Raw genomic sequence first — 16,625 nt, forward strand, 5'->3', positions numbered from 1 at the left:
GCCGTCGCGTCCGAGTTCCCGTGGCGTGCCCCGATTGTTCATGGGAACAGTGTAGGAACGCATTAGGGTGGGGCGGCATGGGTCCCCACTCCACAGCCTGGGTTGCGAAAATCAGCGACGAGGCCATCCGAGCTTCCTGGGGCGATGCCACGTTCCTGCGGGGACGTTCCTACGAGGCCGCCGGGCACGTCCTGAGGTACTCCACGAACCGCACCGGCTCCATCGAAGCAGTGGTGAGGGGAACAGGAAAGAAGGTGTACCGGACGTTCCTTCACCACGACCAGCAGGGGGTCAACAGCACCTGCTCGTGTCCGATGAGGATGAGGTGCAAACACGCCGTGGCGGTGTTGCTGGCCGCGCGGGAATCGGCGATGGAGACCGTTTCCCCGGTGTCCTCCTGGGAAAACGCGCTGGCCGGACTGCTGCCCGCAACCGGGAGCGAGGACAGGACCATTGAACTCGGCCTGGAGTTTCGAATCGACGGTCCACTGGAGCAGCCGAACGGACTGACGTTGCGTCCCCTGCGGCTCGGGGCACGTGGCTGGGTCAAATTCCAGGCCGGCTGGCTGGACGTCGTCACGAACTACCGGGGGGTGAACTACGAGCCTGTGCAGCGCGAAACACTGCTGCAGATGGCAAGGCTCACGGGGCGCCAGCAGTACACCCATGCCATCCCGGCCTCGGTTTCCCTTGCCGATCTCGGCCCACTGGGCTGGTCGCTCCTGCGGCGGGCCGTTGACGCTGGAATTCAGCTGATCCCAGGCCAGGGAATCCAGGACGTGGAGGTCGGATGTGAACCGGTCAGGATCTGGCTGGATGTCGATTTCCGAGATGACGGATCGCGACAACTCACGATCTCCGGGGATCTGGGCCCAATCCCCCCGGACGGTCGGCGATTCCTGATCGGGGAACCGGCTCACGGGGTGGGGGAACTGGGGGCGGGCGGCCGGTTGCGTCTGCACCCACTGGCCGGGACGGTGCCCGATGCGATCCGCGGATTGTTCAACAAGAATCTGGCAGTCACGATTCCGGCCCAGGATGTCGGGCGGTTCCAGCTGATGTATCTGCCTGGTCTGGTGCACAGGGGGCTCGTCCCGCCGGGCACGTGGGACCCGCAGGACCTTCCACACCCGAAACTCGCCCTGGGACTGACCCACGAGCCCGGTCACCGGTTGCTGCTCGAATGGGGTTTCAAGTACGTCTTTGGGGAAACCAGCGTCGATGTCGCGTTCCAGCCTCACGTGGAGGAGACCTTCCGGGACCGGGAGGCCGAGCGATCCCTTGAAGGAGTCGCGCTCCGGCTGGTCGGGGACTATCCGGCCCTGTGTGAACTGCGCCAGCAGCGACTGATTCCGAAGGCTGCGGTGACCCGGGCCGATGCTGCCCGGTTCGTCACCGACATCCTGCCCCGTCTGGAGGCCGCCGGAGTCATCGTCACCCATAACGGCGAGGTTCCCGGATACGTGCGTGCTACTGAGGGTCCGGTGCTGTCGGTCGGCACGGAGGATACCGGTGACAACGACTGGTTCAATCTCCACGTCCGGGTTACCGTCGCCGGTCGCGACGTGCCCTTCGAACAGCTCTTCCGGGCGCTCGCTGCGGGGGATGAAGCGATGCTGCTGGATGATGGGACCTGGTTCCCGATGGAGCACTCTGAACTCGATCGACTGCGGCAACTCCTTATTGAGGCCCGGGAACTCGTGGATGCCGGCCCGGGCGGGCAGTTGCGGATCAGCGCCTATCAAGCCGGTCTGTGGGAGGAACTCGCGAGGCTGGGAGTTGTGGAGGAACAGCCACGGCGTTGGCGGGAACGCGTGCAGACTTTGCTGAGCCTCGGCTCAGGTGAGGCACGTGCCTCGGTTCCGGAAGGGCTGGATGCGATGCTGCGTCCTTACCAGGAACAAGGGCTCGCGTGGCTCGCCGCGCTCTGGGACGCGAATCTTGGTGGGGTGCTAGCCGACGACATGGGGCTTGGGAAAACTCTTCAATGCCTGGCACTGCTGGAGCGCGCCCGGGAACGCGGTCAGCTTGACGACGCACCGGTGCTCGCCGTGGCGCCCGCCAGCGTCGTCGGCACCTGGGCGGAGGAAGCAGCCCGATTCGTGCCCGGGCTGAAAGTTGTCGCCATCCGGGCCACGCAGGCCAGGCGCGGCACGGAACTGGCCGAGGAGATCCGCGGCGCGCACCTGGTGGCCACCTCCTACACCCTCCTTCGGATGGAGGACGAGGCATACCTGGAGCAGACATGGCGTGGCCTGGTGCTGGACGAAGCTCAGTTCATCAAGAACCACCGCTCCCGTACCCATCAGGTGGCGCGCCGCATCGGGGCCCCGTTCACCCTGGCCATCACCGGAACCCCGCTGGAGAATTCCCTCAGCGACCTGTGGTCGATGTTCTCGCTCGTCGCACCGGGGCTGTTCCCGCGCCTGGAGAGTTTCAACGAGATTTACCGCAAACCGGTGGAAAAGAACGGCAAGACCGATGTCCTGGGGCGCCTGCGCGCTCGGATCCGCCCGTTCATGCTGCGTCGCACCAAACGTGAGGTTGTCAGGGAACTTCCCGAGAAGGTGGAACAGATCACGCGGCTGGAACTCAACCCGGAACACCGACGCCGCTACGACCAGCACCTGACGCGGGAACGCACCCGGGTGCTTGGAATGCTCGACGACATGGACCGGAACCGGGTGGCAATCTTCCGTGCCCTGACGAAACTGCGGCAACTCGCCCTAGAACCCCGGCTGGTGGACACGGAACTGCCGCCCACACCATCGGCGAAGATCACCACCCTGCTGGAGCAGATCCGTGAACTGGCCGAGGAAGGGCACCGTGCGCTGGTGTTCTCCTCCTTCACCGGGTTTCTGAAATTGGTTCGCGAGGCATTGGAGGCGGAAGGCATCGAATACGTCTACCTCGACGGACGCACCCGTGATCGGCCCGCCCGCATCGCGCAGTTCCGAGAAGGTGACGCCCCGGTGTTCCTGATCTCCCTGAAAGCCGGTGGGTTCGGACTCACCCTCACCGAGGCCGACTACGTCTTCGTACTGGACCCGTGGTGGAATCCCGCCGCCGAGAACCAGGCCGTCGATCGGGCACACCGCATCGGCCAGACCCGGGCGGTCAACGTCTATCGCATGGTTTCGGCAGACACGATCGAGGAAAAAGTCGTGGCCCTGCAGCAGCGCAAACGCGATCTCTTCGCATCCGTCATCGACACGGGGGAGTTCCGCAGCACGGCCATCACCGCCTCCGACATCCGAGGTCTGCTGGAATAGGGCAATGCCCGAAGGACACGTCATCCACCGTCTCGCCAACACCTTCCAGGAGGACTTCGCGGATCGTGAAGTGAGGGTCAGCTCCCCGCAGGGTAGGTTTGCCGACGAGGCCGCCGTCCTGGATGGGCACACTCTCACCGGGGCCGAGGCCGTCGGGAAGCATCTGTTCATCAACTTCGACGTCCCGGGTGCCAATCGCATCCACATTCATCTGGGACTGATCGGAAAACTTGGTTTCGCCCCGGTCGCCGACCCTGTCGGGCAGGTGCGGCTTCGAATCGTGGCCGACAACCGGGCCGCCGACCTGCGTGGTCCGCAGTGGTGCCGGCTGATCACCGAGGAGCAGTACCGGAAAGTTCTCGCGGACTCCGGCCCCGACCCATTGCGTGGCGACGCCGACCCCGACCGTGGATGGACGAGGATCCACAGATCGGGAAAATCCATCGCCGCACTGCTGATGGATCAACGGGTCGCCGCCGGAGTGGGGAACATCTTCCGCGCCGAGGTGCTGTTTCGGCACGGCATCGATCCCACCACCCCGGGCAAAGAGATCACCGAGGCCACCTGGAAGGTGCTGTGGGAGGATCTGGTGGATTTGATGACGGTGGCCCTGGAACGCGGTCGCATCGATACCGTTGCCGAGGAACACGGACCCGAGGTCCAGAAGCGACCTCCCAGAGTGAATGCCCACGGTGGTGAGGTTTACGTGTACCGGCGTTCCGGACAACCCTGCCTGGTGTGCGGAACCGAGGTGCGCACCACCGTGCTGGAGGGGCGAAACCTCTACTGGTGCTCAAGATGTCAGCGATCCCGCCGCGCTTCCGACTAATGTGTGCGACATGCATTTCAGCGCCTTCGACGCCTACCTCTTCGACCTGGACGGGGTCATAACTCCCACCGCTGAAGTCCACATGAAGGCCTGGGGCGAGATGTTCAACGCTTTTCTCGTCGGTTTCCCCGGCCAGGAACCGTGGACCGATGCCGACTACTTCGCTCATGTGGATGGAAAACCCCGCTACGACGGTGTCCGTGACTTCCTCGCATCCCGTGGAATCGAACTGCCCGAGGGTGACCCCGGGGACGCCGCGACGACGCAGAGCATCTGCGGATTGGGCAATCGCAAGAATGACACCTTTAACGAGATCATCCGCCGCGACGGTGTCGCTCCCTATCCCGGCTCCAAGGCGCTCATCGATGTGCTTCGAAAGCGGGGCGCGAAACTGGCCGTGGTCTCCTCCTCACGCAACGCGGTACCGGTTCTGCGCGCCGCGGGCCTGGCGGAAGCCTTTCCTGTGATCGTCGACGGGAACGTCGCGAAGGAACAACAGCTGGCCGGCAAACCCGCCCCTGACACCTTCCACTACGCGGCCGAGCAGCTGCAGGTGCCACCCTCTCGGACCGTCGTGATCGAGGACGCTCTGTCCGGTGTGATGGCCGGTGCTGCAGGTGGGTTCGGGCTCGTCGTCGGGGTTGACCGGGGTGTCGGTCCCGATGCCCTGCGCCGATCCGGCGCGGGCCTGGTGGTCGCTGACCTCGGGGAGCTGGTGGCCTGATGCGCTGGATCTCTTCCGACCCGCTGAACCGTTTCCGTTTCCCCGTCGACGACTGGCGTTTTGTCGAGGTGGAACCCAGCCTTGATGACCTGGGCGTCACCGAGACCCTGTTCTCCATCGGGAACGGCTACCTGGGGATGCGCGGCAACCCCGAGGAAGGTCGCAAATCATACTCGCACGGCACCTTCATCAACGGTTTTCACGAGACCTGGACCATCAAGCACGCTGAGGAGGCCTTCGGATTCGCAAGCACGGGGCAGACCATCGTGAACGTACCCGATGCGAAGCTCATCAAGATCTACGTTGACGACGAGCCCCTCACCCTTGGGCAGTCTGACCTGGACCACTACGAACGCGCTCTTGACTTCCGCGCGGGATGCCTGACCCGTGACCTGGTGTGGCGAACCCCGGCGGGCAAGCGGGTGAAACTGAGTTCCCGTCGCATGGTCAGCTTCACCGATCGGCACTTGGCGTTGTTCGAAATCGAATTGACCATGATGGAGGGTGATGCGCCGATCGTGCTCAGCTCCCAGGTGGTCAACAGACAGGATGGTTTCGACGACTACCGCCAGCCGAGGAACGAGGAGGGTTTCGACCCACGGCGCGCGGGCAAATTCGACGGTCGGGTGCTGCAACCGCGCGGCCAGTGGCACGACGACCAGCGAATGGCGCTCGGATACGAGACCACCGACTCCCACATGACGCTGTGCGTGACCGCGGAACACACTCTCGAGACCGCGAACACCTACGAGGTGGTCTCCCGCATCGAGGAGGATCAGGCCAAGCAGGTTTACCGCATCGAGGCACGCGAGGGAGTGCCGATCGTTATCCGCAAGGCGGTCGCCTATCACACCTCGCGCGGGGTGCCCGTCACGGAGCTGTACGACCGCTGTCGCCGCACCCTCGATCGCGTGGGGGAGCGGGGTTTTGATTCGTTCTTCGAGGGACAGCGCGCCTGGCTCGACGACTTCTGGGCCAACTCGGACGTTGAGGTGGGTGGCCAACCCGGCATTCAGCAGGCCGTCCGTTGGTGTCTGTTCCAGCTGGCCCAGGCAACGGCTCGCTCGGATCAGCTCGGAATCCCCGCCAAAGGGGTGACCGGTTCCGGTTATGAGGGACACTATTTCTGGGACACCGAGATCTACCTGGTGCCCTTCCTGACCTACACGGCTCCCCGGGTCGCACGCAACGCCCTGCGCTACCGGGTCGGTCTGTTGCCGAAGGCCAGAGAACGTGCCCAGATGCTCAGCCAAGAGGGAGCGCTGTTCCCGTGGCGCACTATCAACGGTGAGGAGGCTTCTGCCTACTACGCGGCGGGAACCGCGCAGTATCACATCGACGCCGACATTGCGCACGCCTTCGGGAAGTACCGTGAGATCACCGGGGACGTGGACTTCCTGTATCGCGACGGTGCCGCCGTGCTGGTGGAGACGGCGCGGATGTGGGCGGACCTGGGATTCTGGCGCACCGAGGCCGATGGGTCGCAGCGATTCCACATCCACGGCGTGACCGGGCCCGATGAGTACACGGCCGTTGTGAACAACAACATGTTCACCAACGTGATGGCGCGTGCCAACCTGAAACTCGCCGCTGAGCTGGTGCAGGAACTCGAGGAGGCCGATCCGCTCTGCTGGGACCGTCTGGTCCAGACCCTGGACGTCGCCCCGGAGGAAGTCGAGGAATGGCGGGCCTGTGCCAAGGGCATGGTCATCCCCTTCGACGAGACCTTTGGCATCCATCCTCAGGACGAGAAATTCCTCTTCAGCGAGCTGTGGGACCTGGAGAACACCCCAGCCGACAAGTTCCCGCTGCTGCTGCACTTCCATCCCCTGGTGATCTACCGCTTCCAGGTGCTCAAACAGGCCGACGTGGTGTTGGCGTTGTTCCTCCAGGGCGATCAGTTCACCCAGGAACAGAAACGCGCCGACTTCGAGTACTACGACCCGATCACCACGGGTGACTCCACCCTTTCTGGGGTGGTGCAGTCGGTGATTGCCGCCGAGGTCGGCTACCAGGACATGGCGATGCAGTACTTCCTGACAGGACTCTACGTGGACCTGGCGGATCTTCATGCCAACTCTCGCGACGGTGTTCACATCGCGTCCACCGGTGGTGTGTGGAATGCGTTGGTGTTTGGTTTCGGCGGTTTGCGCGATTACCACGGTGATATCAGCTTCGACCCACGGCTGCCGCGAGAATGGGAGTACCTGCGTTTCCCCCTCCAGGTCCGCGAGTCGCGGTTGAGGGTGCTGTTGGAACGCGAGGCCATCTCTTTCGAAGTGGAGACCGGCGGACCGCTGGAGGTCAATGTGCGGGGGCAGCGGCTCGTCATCCAGCCTGGCACGCCGACCCGGATTCCCCTGGAGCACCAGGGCGAGGAGTTGCCGTCGCTGACGGGACGCCATCCTGTTACGGGCGGGCGTCGTGCCGACGGGTCCGTCATCACCGCGAACGTGCCCGAGGCGCCCTACGACCAGGATCTGGCGGTGGTCGACTGAACCCGGAACGAGTCATCACCATTTCTACCGGGGCCGGAACGGTTCGGGTGGAGGCGCCCGAGGGATGCACGCCACTTCCTTCCGAAGAACCCGGATGCTGGGTATTTGAATCCAGCAGCCTGCTGGCAGAGGTGCGTTTCCGGGCCGGGAAACGCGAGGCCCTGGAATTCTCCCTCCAGGGCCTTGGGGAATCCGTTGTTGAGACACAGGGTTTCCGGTTCATCGTCGAGGGCTGTGCGGTCGGTTGGCTTGCCGGAGCGACAGGCCGGATGCTGCTGGATGGCGCCGCCTGGGTGATGCTCAGCGGTTGGTGCGGCGAGGGCGGAGATGTCCCTGAGGGGCACGTCGCCCGGGTTCTCGGGAAAAGCAGCGGACTGGTTCCAGGGCGGCGGGTGTGGTCGCGTTGGCGGTTGTACCCCGAACACGAGATCCCGTCCCTGCCCACCTGGCTGCCTCCGCAGCGCTATCTCCCGGAGGGCGAGGCTATCGAGGTGCCGGACTTGGACGTCGCGTGCACGGGAAACGGTATCAGCATCGAAACCATCGACGAGGGCAGCGCGGTTCGCGGCCCCGTTGGTTGTCACGAACTCGCTATCCACGGCTCCAACGGCGTCAGTTTTGTGGAGATTGGCTGGTATCTGCCCCTGGAGCAGTTGGTTCCGAAAGCGCTGGGGCGAGCGGGAAACCGCCCCGACCTGGAGGCCTGGCTGCTCACATGGCTGCTTGCCCAACCGGGCCTGGAGGAGCGGGAAGGGCTCCTGGATCGGCTTGATCTGGCCCTGGGTAGCTGCCTGGAAACACCGGGCCTTTGGAGTGTGCTGGCTGGCATGCGCGCCGTCCAGATCACCGACCTGCCAATCCAGGACGAGGTGCAGGAAGCCGCCAACGGGTTCAGTGTAGAGGAAGCGCTGGCCGCTGGGGGACCGATCGACACTGTCGAACCGATGTCGCATCCCGGTTCTGCCCGGGTTGATGTCACCGCCCGTGACGTGACGCTTGCTCGGTTCAGACTTGCAGGGAATCCCGATTCTCCGGCCCACCAGGGACGTGAAATAGGGCTGCGGAACGCCGAGGCGCGACTACGGTGCGTAGTGTCCACAGAACCCGATCCCGAGGCCGTCGCGTGGCTGCTGTTGGGTTCCCCGCTAGGCTGAATGGATATGGACACCACGCGAGATGTCGACCGGCCCCCGCGCATCCTGGGGCAGGTCATGGGAGCGACTCTGGTGCTGCTGCTCGCCACCATCGTTTTCACCATGGCGATCTCCGGCAGCTTCCGCAACTACCTCCAGGAGTGGCTTGGCCCATGGCTGCTGGCATCGGCGATCGCGATGGGCGCTTTATCGCTGTGGACCCTGCTCGATGCCACTGACAAAATCGCCGGCCTGAAACGCGACACCCACGAACACGGGTTTCCGAAATCCGTGGTGCTCCTGCTTCTACCCGCCCTGCTGTTCGCGCTCTCGGCTCCTGCATCGCTGGGGGCGAGTGCAGCCAGCAGCACCGCGACGAAACCCAGGTCCTCCTCATCCGACCTGATTGAATTTCCCCCGCTGCCGGCGGACTCCGTCACCGAGATGTCCGTGCAGGACTTCGAGGATCGCTACGCCTTCGGGGATCCGAAACTGCTCGTAGAACGACCTGTGCGGCTGCTCGGTTTCGTTGCCAAGCAATCGACCCTCTCAGAAGGGCAGTGGAGCGTGAACCGGTTCCGCATCTACTGCTGCGTTGCCGACGCATCCCTGTTCACCGTCCCTGTCGAGGGCGTCGCAAGACCGGAGGGGGACAACGTTTGGGTTGAGGTCGAAGGAGTCATCAACCTCGACGCCAGTGAGGAACACCCCGTGCTGACCGCATCCAGGGTAAAGGTGATCCAGCAACCGGAGGACCCCTACCTGTGAGAAGCACCATCGTCCGGGTCTGGGCGCTGCCCTTCATCGGTGTCGCCATTGTCATCGCTCTTCTCTGGGTGACCACCATCCGTGGTCCACTCCTGCCTCTGGACGGCAGCATGGCCACGTGGGGCACTCTCACCATGGGCATCATTGTTCAGGCGCTGCCGTTCCTGGTGCTCGGGGTGTTGGTGTCGGGGCTCATCGCCGCCTTCGTCCCGAAGGACCTGCTGTCCAAGATCACGCCGAAATCCCCGCTGCTCGCGGTGCCCGCCGCGAGTGTCGCGGGTATGGTGCTGCCGGGCTGCGAGTGCGCGTCGGTGCCGGTGTCACAGTCCTTGATGCGCAGGGGACTTCCTCAGGGCGCCGCCCTTGCTTTTCTGCTCGCTGCACCAGCCGTCAACCCGGTGGTGCTCGTCGCCACGGCCGTCGCCTTTGCCAGCAGCAATCCGCTGATGGTCTGGGCCCGATTGATCGCATCCCTCGTGGCGGTGATCGCGGTGTGCTGGCTGTGGATCGGAGTCGGCAAGGCCGAGTGGATGAAACCTCAGGAAGGACACGACCACGATCACCAGTCCAGGGCAGCGATCTTCCGTGAGACCGCGATGCATGATCTGCAACAGGCGGGTGGTTTCTTGGTTGTCGGAGCCGCCGTGGCGGCGCTCATGAAGGCGGCGGTGCCTGCTGCTTTCATGACTTTCCTGACCGAGAATCTGTGGCTCGGGATTGTGGTCATGGCATTGCTGGCGGTGCTGCTGTCGCTGTGTTCCGAGGCGGATGCCTTCGTTGCCGCATCCCTGCCTGGGGTTTCCCCGACCGCCCAGTTGGTGTTTCTCGTGGTCGGTCCGATGGTGGATGTGAAACTGTTCGCCATGCAGTCCGGTGCTTTCGGAGCGAAGTTCGCAACCCGTTTCATGCCCCTGACACTGTTCGTGTGCATCTGGTCGGCGGTCGTGGTCGGTGCCGTGATGTTTGGAACCTTCTGACGAGGTAGCGTCCGCGTCGGAGTCGAGCATGTCGGCCCGCAGGCGGCCTTGCTCAGCCTCCGCGGGCTTCCTTCGTGGTCAGGATGATGCATCCTTCACCCAGGAGATGAAATTGGCGGTGGCGTCGCCGCTACGTTCGGCCATCGTGTGGCCCTGCCCCCATACCGTCGCGAAGTCCACCTTCGTGCCCCCGAGGGCCTGGAGGGCCAACGCTAGGTTGATCTCGACGGTGCTGGCCGCATCCCCCTGGGTGATACCGCTGCGGATGCGCCAATTCGGGGCCACCCGCGAACTGCTCTGCCCACCTTGCGATTTCAGCAGGTAGTAGAGGGGTTCGTACATCTGCTCGCGGGAGACCACATCGCCCCCGACTTCGTCGGTGGTGGCGAAATCGGTCTCCCACATGGAGGCCGCGTAGTCGCCGGACCAACCGGTCAGCGACGAATAGGTGGACTCGTTGGCAGCCAGCACATCGCGAGACAGCTTTGAGAAATGAAGTCCCTGTGTGCCCTTGCCCATCACGATGTTCTCGGTGGCACTGCGATCCGGTGCGTCGAAAGCACCGACGTCCTTGCTGGGATTCTTCTGACTGGTGACGAAACCCTGCAGACCGGTGATGGTCGCGGTGTTGCTGGCCGAATCGTAGGTGACCCACGGGTTTTCGCCGTTCAGGTAGGCGATGTACTCCTCCACCGTGGCGTAGGTGGTCGACGAGCCGGACGATTCACCACCCGGATTCTGCCCTCCGGGGGCCTCGCCGGATGGGGGAGTAGCGCCCTGACCGGAAGGGCCGCCGCCTCCGCTGCCAGGTTCCATGCCCGCAATCTGACGGGAGCTGGGGGTGTAGGGGAAAGTGGTGTCGGCCAGGAAGTTGTTCAGGGACGTGGTGATCTCGGCCACCACATGATCGTAGTAGCTGCCTGCCAGGTACACGCCCTCGCTGTTTCGTTCCAGCTTCAACGCGGTGCCCTTCGAATCGGTTAGACCAAGTCCGTTGACGGTCTCCGCGAACGCCGCAGCTAGGTCCTTGCTGTATGCGGCGGTCCAGGTGCCTTCTGCGCGTGTCCCGCTGCTGGCGAACTGACCCATGTTCCACTCGTAGGCGGCGTTGCCGACGTTCAGGCTGGTGATGGGGCACCACGCCATCACACCCGCGATCGCGTCGCTGATGGCTGTACCGTCGCTGAATGTCATGGCCGCACCGAGATGCTCCAGATACGTGGTGTAGAGCGGCGAGTCGCCAGAGGTGCCCATCACTGAGCTCTGCGCGCCGCCACCGCTGTGTCCGAACACGAAGATCCTGTCCATTGAGCCCGGCAGTGAAGCCGAGTTGTAACGCAGGTAACGCACCGCTGCCTTGAGATCGGTGACCCCCCACGGGGCGTTACCAACGTAGGAATCGGCATTCGAGTCCTTGCCGCGCAGGCCCGCGTGGACGTAGATGAAACCGGCCGCCATGTACTCCGAGATCGATTCGTAGGAGTACTGGGTGGGTGGTTTCTGGGAGGCGTAGCCGGGGGTGTTGACCGGCAGTACGATGGGCGCAGTGGCCGGGGTAAAACCGTTGATGCTGCCCGAGGCGTTGACCGTCACCTCGTAGGCGCCGTCGCCGTTGTCGGTGCCGGTGAAATAGGCGCCCGGCACGTAGATCCCGAGAGTCTCGTAATCGGGAGCAGCCGGGGATGTGACGTAGCTCAAACCGATCTGGTAATAGACGTCGTTTATGGCATCGTGACTCCAGTCGGCACTGTTCAACGCCAGGGCTCCCGTCGCCGCTGTCCCTGAAACACCGGTGGAGGAGGCCGTGCTGCCGGAGGTTCTGCTGGCGCAGGCGGTCAACCCGAGGCCACCGAAAAGACTGAAGGCGACGGCTGACGTGAGTAGGGAACGACGACTGAGATCCATGATTGGCTCCTGGGATATGAGGTTGCATGAAGAACACAACTAACCGGTCCTGTGGAATCCGTGACGAAATCCTGTGCAGCTCCTGTGGGAACCGCTGATGGCTCGTATACCTGCGTACGGCACCTGCGGGGCTCGCCCGCAGGGCACCTGTCCGGGTCGAGGAAAACCCAGGAATGGGCATGGACAGGAAACCGGTTCGAGGAGAAAAAACGTAATGATGCGAACCCCGGTTTCCGCCATGCCCAAGAAGTTTGATCACCCCGGAAAGACGCACAAGAGATCCATGCGACATGCTGCTGTCGGGAAATCCCCTTCGGAGCCTGAATTCACCCCAGGGCTGAACGGACGAACCGAATGAGTGAAAGATGCCAACCCCTCGGGGCGTGGCATATATTGCCGACGAAGGTCGTTCACTTGAGATTTCAAGAGGGGGATGAGCGACATGAAAACCACGTGGTACAAGACGCGCTGGGGAGCTGCCGCAATGGCAGGTTTCGTGGGCATCGGTCTTGGGAGTGGAATGGCAGGAAACAAGACACAAGTAGCGGCACCGGTTTCATACACAACCATCTCAGTGACCCCGTCGCCTGTGGTGGAGACCATCATGGCCACTGTCACGGAGACCGTTGTAGCAACGGAAACTGCCATTGCCACAGCAACTGAGACGATTGCGGTGACGGAAACCGCGAAACCTGCATCCGCTCCCACCGCCGAGAGGCAGGTGAAATCAACGGGCGACCTTGGGAACGCGAATCCTCAAAAAAGCGTTTACTACAGCTCGTGTAAGGAGGCCAAGGAGGCAGGAGCTGCCCCACTGCGTGAGGGTGACCCCGGGTACAGTTCGAAACTGGACCGCGATGGTGATGGAATCGCCTGCGAAAAGTAGAGGAAAATGGGGTGTCGAAGGGGAGATTTAATCTCACCCAATTGCTTTCGCCGCCAGATTTTCTCTGCGGTGGGCTTTGAGATGATGCACCACATCGTGCAACCTCGGTTCGGGGCGTGGCCACCTCGACGTGCGAGGGTGGGCACGCAGGCATCGATGGACAAACCGAAGATGCCGCTCATCCCGGCCTGCCCGGCTTCGTAACCCCACAGAACCTTGACGATCCCATCCGGCACGACGCCATCGATCCTTGCGACCTCACCGAAGCTCTTCAGGGTCTTCACGTGGCACGTCGAGACGCGGTTCGTGCTCGTCACCCGCTATCAGTAGACGCGCACCATCGATTTGTTTCGTCTCGTTCCGGTAGATGATCACGGCCGCGGCGTCGATGAATCCGGTCAGACTCTCGGACCGGGTGCCATCCTGGACTCTCACATGCCCAACGATCACCTGGCGGTGGTTCCGGAGAGGCCGCTGGGTGGGAGGGCGGCGGGGATGAGCGTCGCGCTGGTGGACCGGGTTCGTGTTCCGAATCGTGTGGGGGACTACTCTCGTGGGTACATGGGTCGCGTCAACATAGGAGGGTGAAAATCGTCGCCGAGCGAGCCAGGGCGCTAGCGGGTGACATGTCACCATCACCAGACGGGGTCGATGCCCGCCGCCCAACACACGTGGAGAGAAATGCACACTCAACCCGTTGAAGCACCCGAGTGGGTTCCACCGGGCAACGATGACGTCAGCGAAACCTACTTCCATGCTTCCCGGGTAGCACTCCTGCACGGATTCCAGTCTTCGGCAGAGGTCTACAGAACTGGACAGAACTCGTGGTCGCCTGCTGGGTGGCGGCTCCTGTCGGATGAGCCACTTCGTATTGCAAACTCCGAGCGACGCCGTACGGCCGATGATACGACATGGGATGATCCGAGAAGGCATCACTCCTCCTGGGTCATGGCGCTCTCCGCAGGTTCGACAACGACTCTGTTGGGGGCGTTGGAAGCGGATACGCCGCGTCTGCATGCTGACCTGGACGTTCTCGTGGGATGGACCGAAACCGGATGCAAAGGCAGCTGGGTGCTCATCGAGGGTGAGGAGATGGCGGCCTTCTCGCGGTACCGGGAACTACTTGCCAGCCGCTACGGAGTCCGTGATGAGGACCCCGGAAAGATTTGGTCCTCGTGGTACTCACTCTACGAGAACGTTTCACGCAGCAGGCTGGACGAGATCATGGTGGAGCTTCCCGGCCTCGGATTTGACACCATCCAGGTTGACGACGGCTGGGAACGGGCCGTCGGGGACTGGGAGGCAAACGACAGATTTCCGGAGGGAATGCCGGATCTCGCCCGCGTCGCCGAGGCTCAGGGGCTGCGTCCCGGGCTGTGGCTGGCGCCGTTCATCGTGATGCCGGGCTCCGAGGCGTTCGAGAAGCATCGCGACATGCTGCTTCGCGACGCGGTAGGGGAACTGGCCCCGGCGGGCAGCAACTGGGGCGGCAACTACTTCGTCTATGACTACACCAGAGAAGACGCCTGCGACCTGCTTGCCGAATTGATCAATGTCGTGGTGTCGACGTGGGGGTTCACCTATCTGAAACTGGATTTTCTCCAGGCGGCTGCCGCAGCCGGATCCCACAGCAGGGAAATGGATCGCGAGACCATCTATCGCAGGGCCATCACCGCCGTTCGAGAAGCAGCGGGTGACTCGGCATATCTTCTGGGATCCGGGGCGCTCATGATGCCATCGTTGGGAATCCTGAACGCGGTGCGTACGAGCCCGGACGTGGCACCGATGTGGACCAACTACGCCACTCGGGACCCGTCGGATGCACTCGCCCACAATGCATTGCGCAACAGTGTTGAGCGGATGTGGATGCGTCACCTGGTGGGACTCGACCCCGATGTGGTGTTTGCACGTGGTACGCGCAATCTGTTGACTCCGGAGCAGTGCCAGTGGTTGCGTGACAGTGCCGTGTTGTCAGGTTTCCGGGTCTTGTCTGATCCCCCGGACTGGCTCACCAAGGAGGAGAAGGAGATGTTGCGGAATTACCTCGGGCCGCTGCCCGAGACGGAGAGGCTCGGTCGCTACCGGTTCCGGATCGGTGAACGCGACGTGGATCTTGAACATGCTGTCAGAGCCACGTCCAGTCCGTACGTGCTCTGAAGAGCTGCGCGGGGATGCGTCCCGGTTGTGAACGTGAGTGTGCGATACCTCGAGACCATACCTTGTGGGATGGTGAACTATGGATCTGTTGTTGTGAATGCCGGAGGTGGGCGGATGAAGTTCGTGGGTCGCGTGATGGCCGTTTGTGGTGCCCTGCTGCTGGTATCCCCGTGCTGCGTCGGGTTGCCCGTTGTTCGGGCGGACAGCATGGCGGTGGGGCCTGCTCCCCAGCGAGTCGTCGAGTATGTGGAGCGGGATTTCACCGTCGCCGGCACTCCGGTTCAAGGCGCCACCAAACAGGAGGACGCGCCGCTGCTGGCCCCTGGCCAGTATACGGACGTTTCAACGGTCACTAGTAGCGGGAAGAGCGAGAAATATTACAAGGTGAAACGGACCTGGCAGGGGTCCACCTTGCGAGTGAATGTTCTGGGACGTATGAGCGTGACCGACCAGGGTGGGTCGGCGGGCCGCGGTGATTGGGAATACGAACTCACGACCGTTGATGGCGGCGTGACGTGTTCCCGGTACAACGATCTTGCCCTGGATACCGGCAGCATGGGCATAGTGGTCGGACGTACCCTGCTGGCGCTGCCTCTGGATCCCAACGCTTCACAATCGAGTGCCGATGTCGTGACATGTGGGAAAGCCGATGAGTTTTTGGTCAAGGTGGGGCGTGGCGCCGGCATCGGTGGGGAAACCCAGGTGGAGATCCGGGTGCTTGAAGAACCCCCCGTGGAGAATATTGATCAGCTTCCTCCCGGTTTGAAGAAGGTTCCCAAAAACAATTCCAAACAGCTCAGCTCACCTGCTTCTGGAGAACCTGAATCCGTGGTTGGTGGATCCAGTTTCAATGATGCTTTTGAGGTGGGTGCCGGGACTTATGTTACCGAGATCTTGCCGGGAGAGATAGTTGTTTTCAAAACCCAGATAAAATACGGTCAGAGTGCTTTCTTCTCGTTGGATGGCATTGATCCTGATGCGGCGGTTCTCCAGGGTGATGAAAGCGCTTATGGTACATACATTCCTGCAATCTATGCTCCGGATCTCAGCCGAATGAATTCGCAGGAACTGATGGGGCCTTACAGCTTTAAGGTCATAGGGAACGAGATGGTGACGACCAACGTCCCAATAATCAATGAGGTTCCTGAGGTGAGGTACCGTAACCGGTGGGATTCCCCTCGAATGTTTGACGATCAAAGCCTGGGCTTCTCGGTGGGGGGATACTATTATTATGCACTTTCCCTTGGGGATCAGAGCTCCTTGGGAGGAAAACCTGTCAAATTCAAATTCTCGATCAAGGTTTCTGGTGATGTATCCGGGGAGCCTGTCAGTACGGTGTCGCCGACCCCTCCTCAGGTGGAAGGGCCTGGCCAGTCTGGTGCCAGCGACTGGCGCTGGGGGTTATTGGTAAGTGGAAGCGCGCTTGTGCTGCTCGGTGGGGGAGGTGCGGCCTACTCGTTGCTGCGCCGACGATGA

13 protein-coding genes are annotated in these 16,625 nt (G+C 62.6%); 11 read left to right on the plus strand and 2 right to left on the minus strand.

Translation table 11 applies throughout. The features are described 5' to 3' along the window. Positions 1-77: 77 nt before the first annotated feature. From V7R84_RS00865 to V7R84_RS00895, 7 genes are read left to right on the plus strand one after another with little or no spacing between them, the layout of a single operon-like run. Positions 78-3,272 carry a DEAD/DEAH box helicase gene (locus tag V7R84_RS00865; RefSeq protein WP_338571078.1) on the plus strand — a complete coding sequence of 1,065 codons (3,195 nt, stop codon included), beginning with the start codon at positions 78-80 and terminating at the stop codon, positions 3,270-3,272. Positions 3,273-3,276: 4 nt separating this feature from the next. Continuing rightward, complete coding sequence (locus tag V7R84_RS00870) at positions 3,277-4,101, plus strand: Fpg/Nei family DNA glycosylase (RefSeq protein WP_338571080.1); 825 nt, start codon at positions 3,277-3,279, stop codon at positions 4,099-4,101. A gap of 10 nt (positions 4,102-4,111) precedes the next feature. Beyond that, positions 4,112-4,825: a beta-phosphoglucomutase family hydrolase gene (locus tag V7R84_RS00875; protein WP_338571082.1), complete on the plus strand. Its 714-nt coding sequence runs from the start codon at positions 4,112-4,114 to the stop codon at positions 4,823-4,825. Beyond that, entirely contained in the window at positions 4,825-7,323 is a 2,499-nt protein-coding gene (locus V7R84_RS00880; RefSeq protein ID WP_338571083.1) for a glycoside hydrolase family 65 protein, read from the plus strand. The genes V7R84_RS00875 and V7R84_RS00880 overlap by 1 nt, the downstream gene beginning before the upstream one ends. A gap of 47 nt (positions 7,324-7,370) precedes the next feature. After that, complete coding sequence (locus V7R84_RS00885; RefSeq protein ID WP_338571085.1) at positions 7,371-8,477, plus strand: hypothetical protein; 1,107 nt, start codon at positions 7,371-7,373, stop codon at positions 8,475-8,477. A 6-nt stretch (positions 8,478-8,483) separates the two neighbouring features. Continuing rightward, positions 8,484-9,224, plus strand: a complete 741-nt coding sequence (locus tag V7R84_RS00890) for a TIGR03943 family putative permease subunit (RefSeq protein WP_338571088.1) — start codon at positions 8,484-8,486, stop codon at positions 9,222-9,224. Next, positions 9,221-10,201: a permease gene (locus tag V7R84_RS00895; RefSeq protein ID WP_412728070.1), complete on the plus strand. Its 981-nt coding sequence runs from the start codon at positions 9,221-9,223 to the stop codon at positions 10,199-10,201. Before V7R84_RS00890 ends, V7R84_RS00895 begins: the two co-directional genes overlap by 4 nt. Before the next feature lie 78 nt (positions 10,202-10,279). Here V7R84_RS00895 and V7R84_RS00900 read toward each other — a convergent pair whose 3' ends face one another. Then, entirely contained in the window at positions 10,280-12,106 is a 1,827-nt protein-coding gene (locus V7R84_RS00900) for a subtype A tannase (protein WP_338571091.1), read from the minus strand. Between the two features lie 442 nt (positions 12,107-12,548). Here V7R84_RS00900 and V7R84_RS00905 point away from each other — a divergent pair, with 442 nt between their 5' ends. Beyond that, positions 12,549-12,992 carry an excalibur calcium-binding domain-containing protein gene (locus tag V7R84_RS00905; protein WP_338571092.1) on the plus strand — a complete coding sequence of 148 codons (444 nt, stop codon included), beginning with the start codon at positions 12,549-12,551 and terminating at the stop codon, positions 12,990-12,992. 258 nt (positions 12,993-13,250) lie between these two features. Here V7R84_RS00905 and V7R84_RS00910 read toward each other — a convergent pair whose 3' ends face one another. Beyond that, entirely contained in the window at positions 13,251-13,427 is a 177-nt protein-coding gene (locus tag V7R84_RS00910) for a hypothetical protein (RefSeq protein WP_338571093.1), read from the minus strand. Here V7R84_RS00910 and V7R84_RS00915 point away from each other — a divergent pair, their 5' ends adjacent. The 3 genes from V7R84_RS00915 to V7R84_RS00925 all read left to right on the plus strand — a co-directional run bounded on the left by V7R84_RS00915 (position 13,428) and on the right by V7R84_RS00925 (position 16,625). Further along, positions 13,428-13,580: a hypothetical protein gene (locus V7R84_RS00915; protein WP_338571094.1), complete on the plus strand. Its 153-nt coding sequence runs from the start codon at positions 13,428-13,430 to the stop codon at positions 13,578-13,580. It begins immediately after the preceding gene. 360 nt (positions 13,581-13,940) lie between these two features. Beyond that, positions 13,941-15,149: a glycoside hydrolase family 36 protein gene (locus V7R84_RS00920; protein WP_338571096.1), complete on the plus strand. Its 1,209-nt coding sequence runs from the start codon at positions 13,941-13,943 to the stop codon at positions 15,147-15,149. 114 nt (positions 15,150-15,263) lie between these two features. Next, a complete protein-coding gene (locus tag V7R84_RS00925; protein ID WP_338571098.1) occupies positions 15,264-16,625 on the plus strand; it encodes a hypothetical protein in 1,362 nt (453 codons plus the stop codon).

The organism is Arachnia propionica (assembly GCF_037055325.1).
GTDB lineage: Bacteria > Actinomycetota > Actinomycetes > Propionibacteriales > Propionibacteriaceae > Arachnia.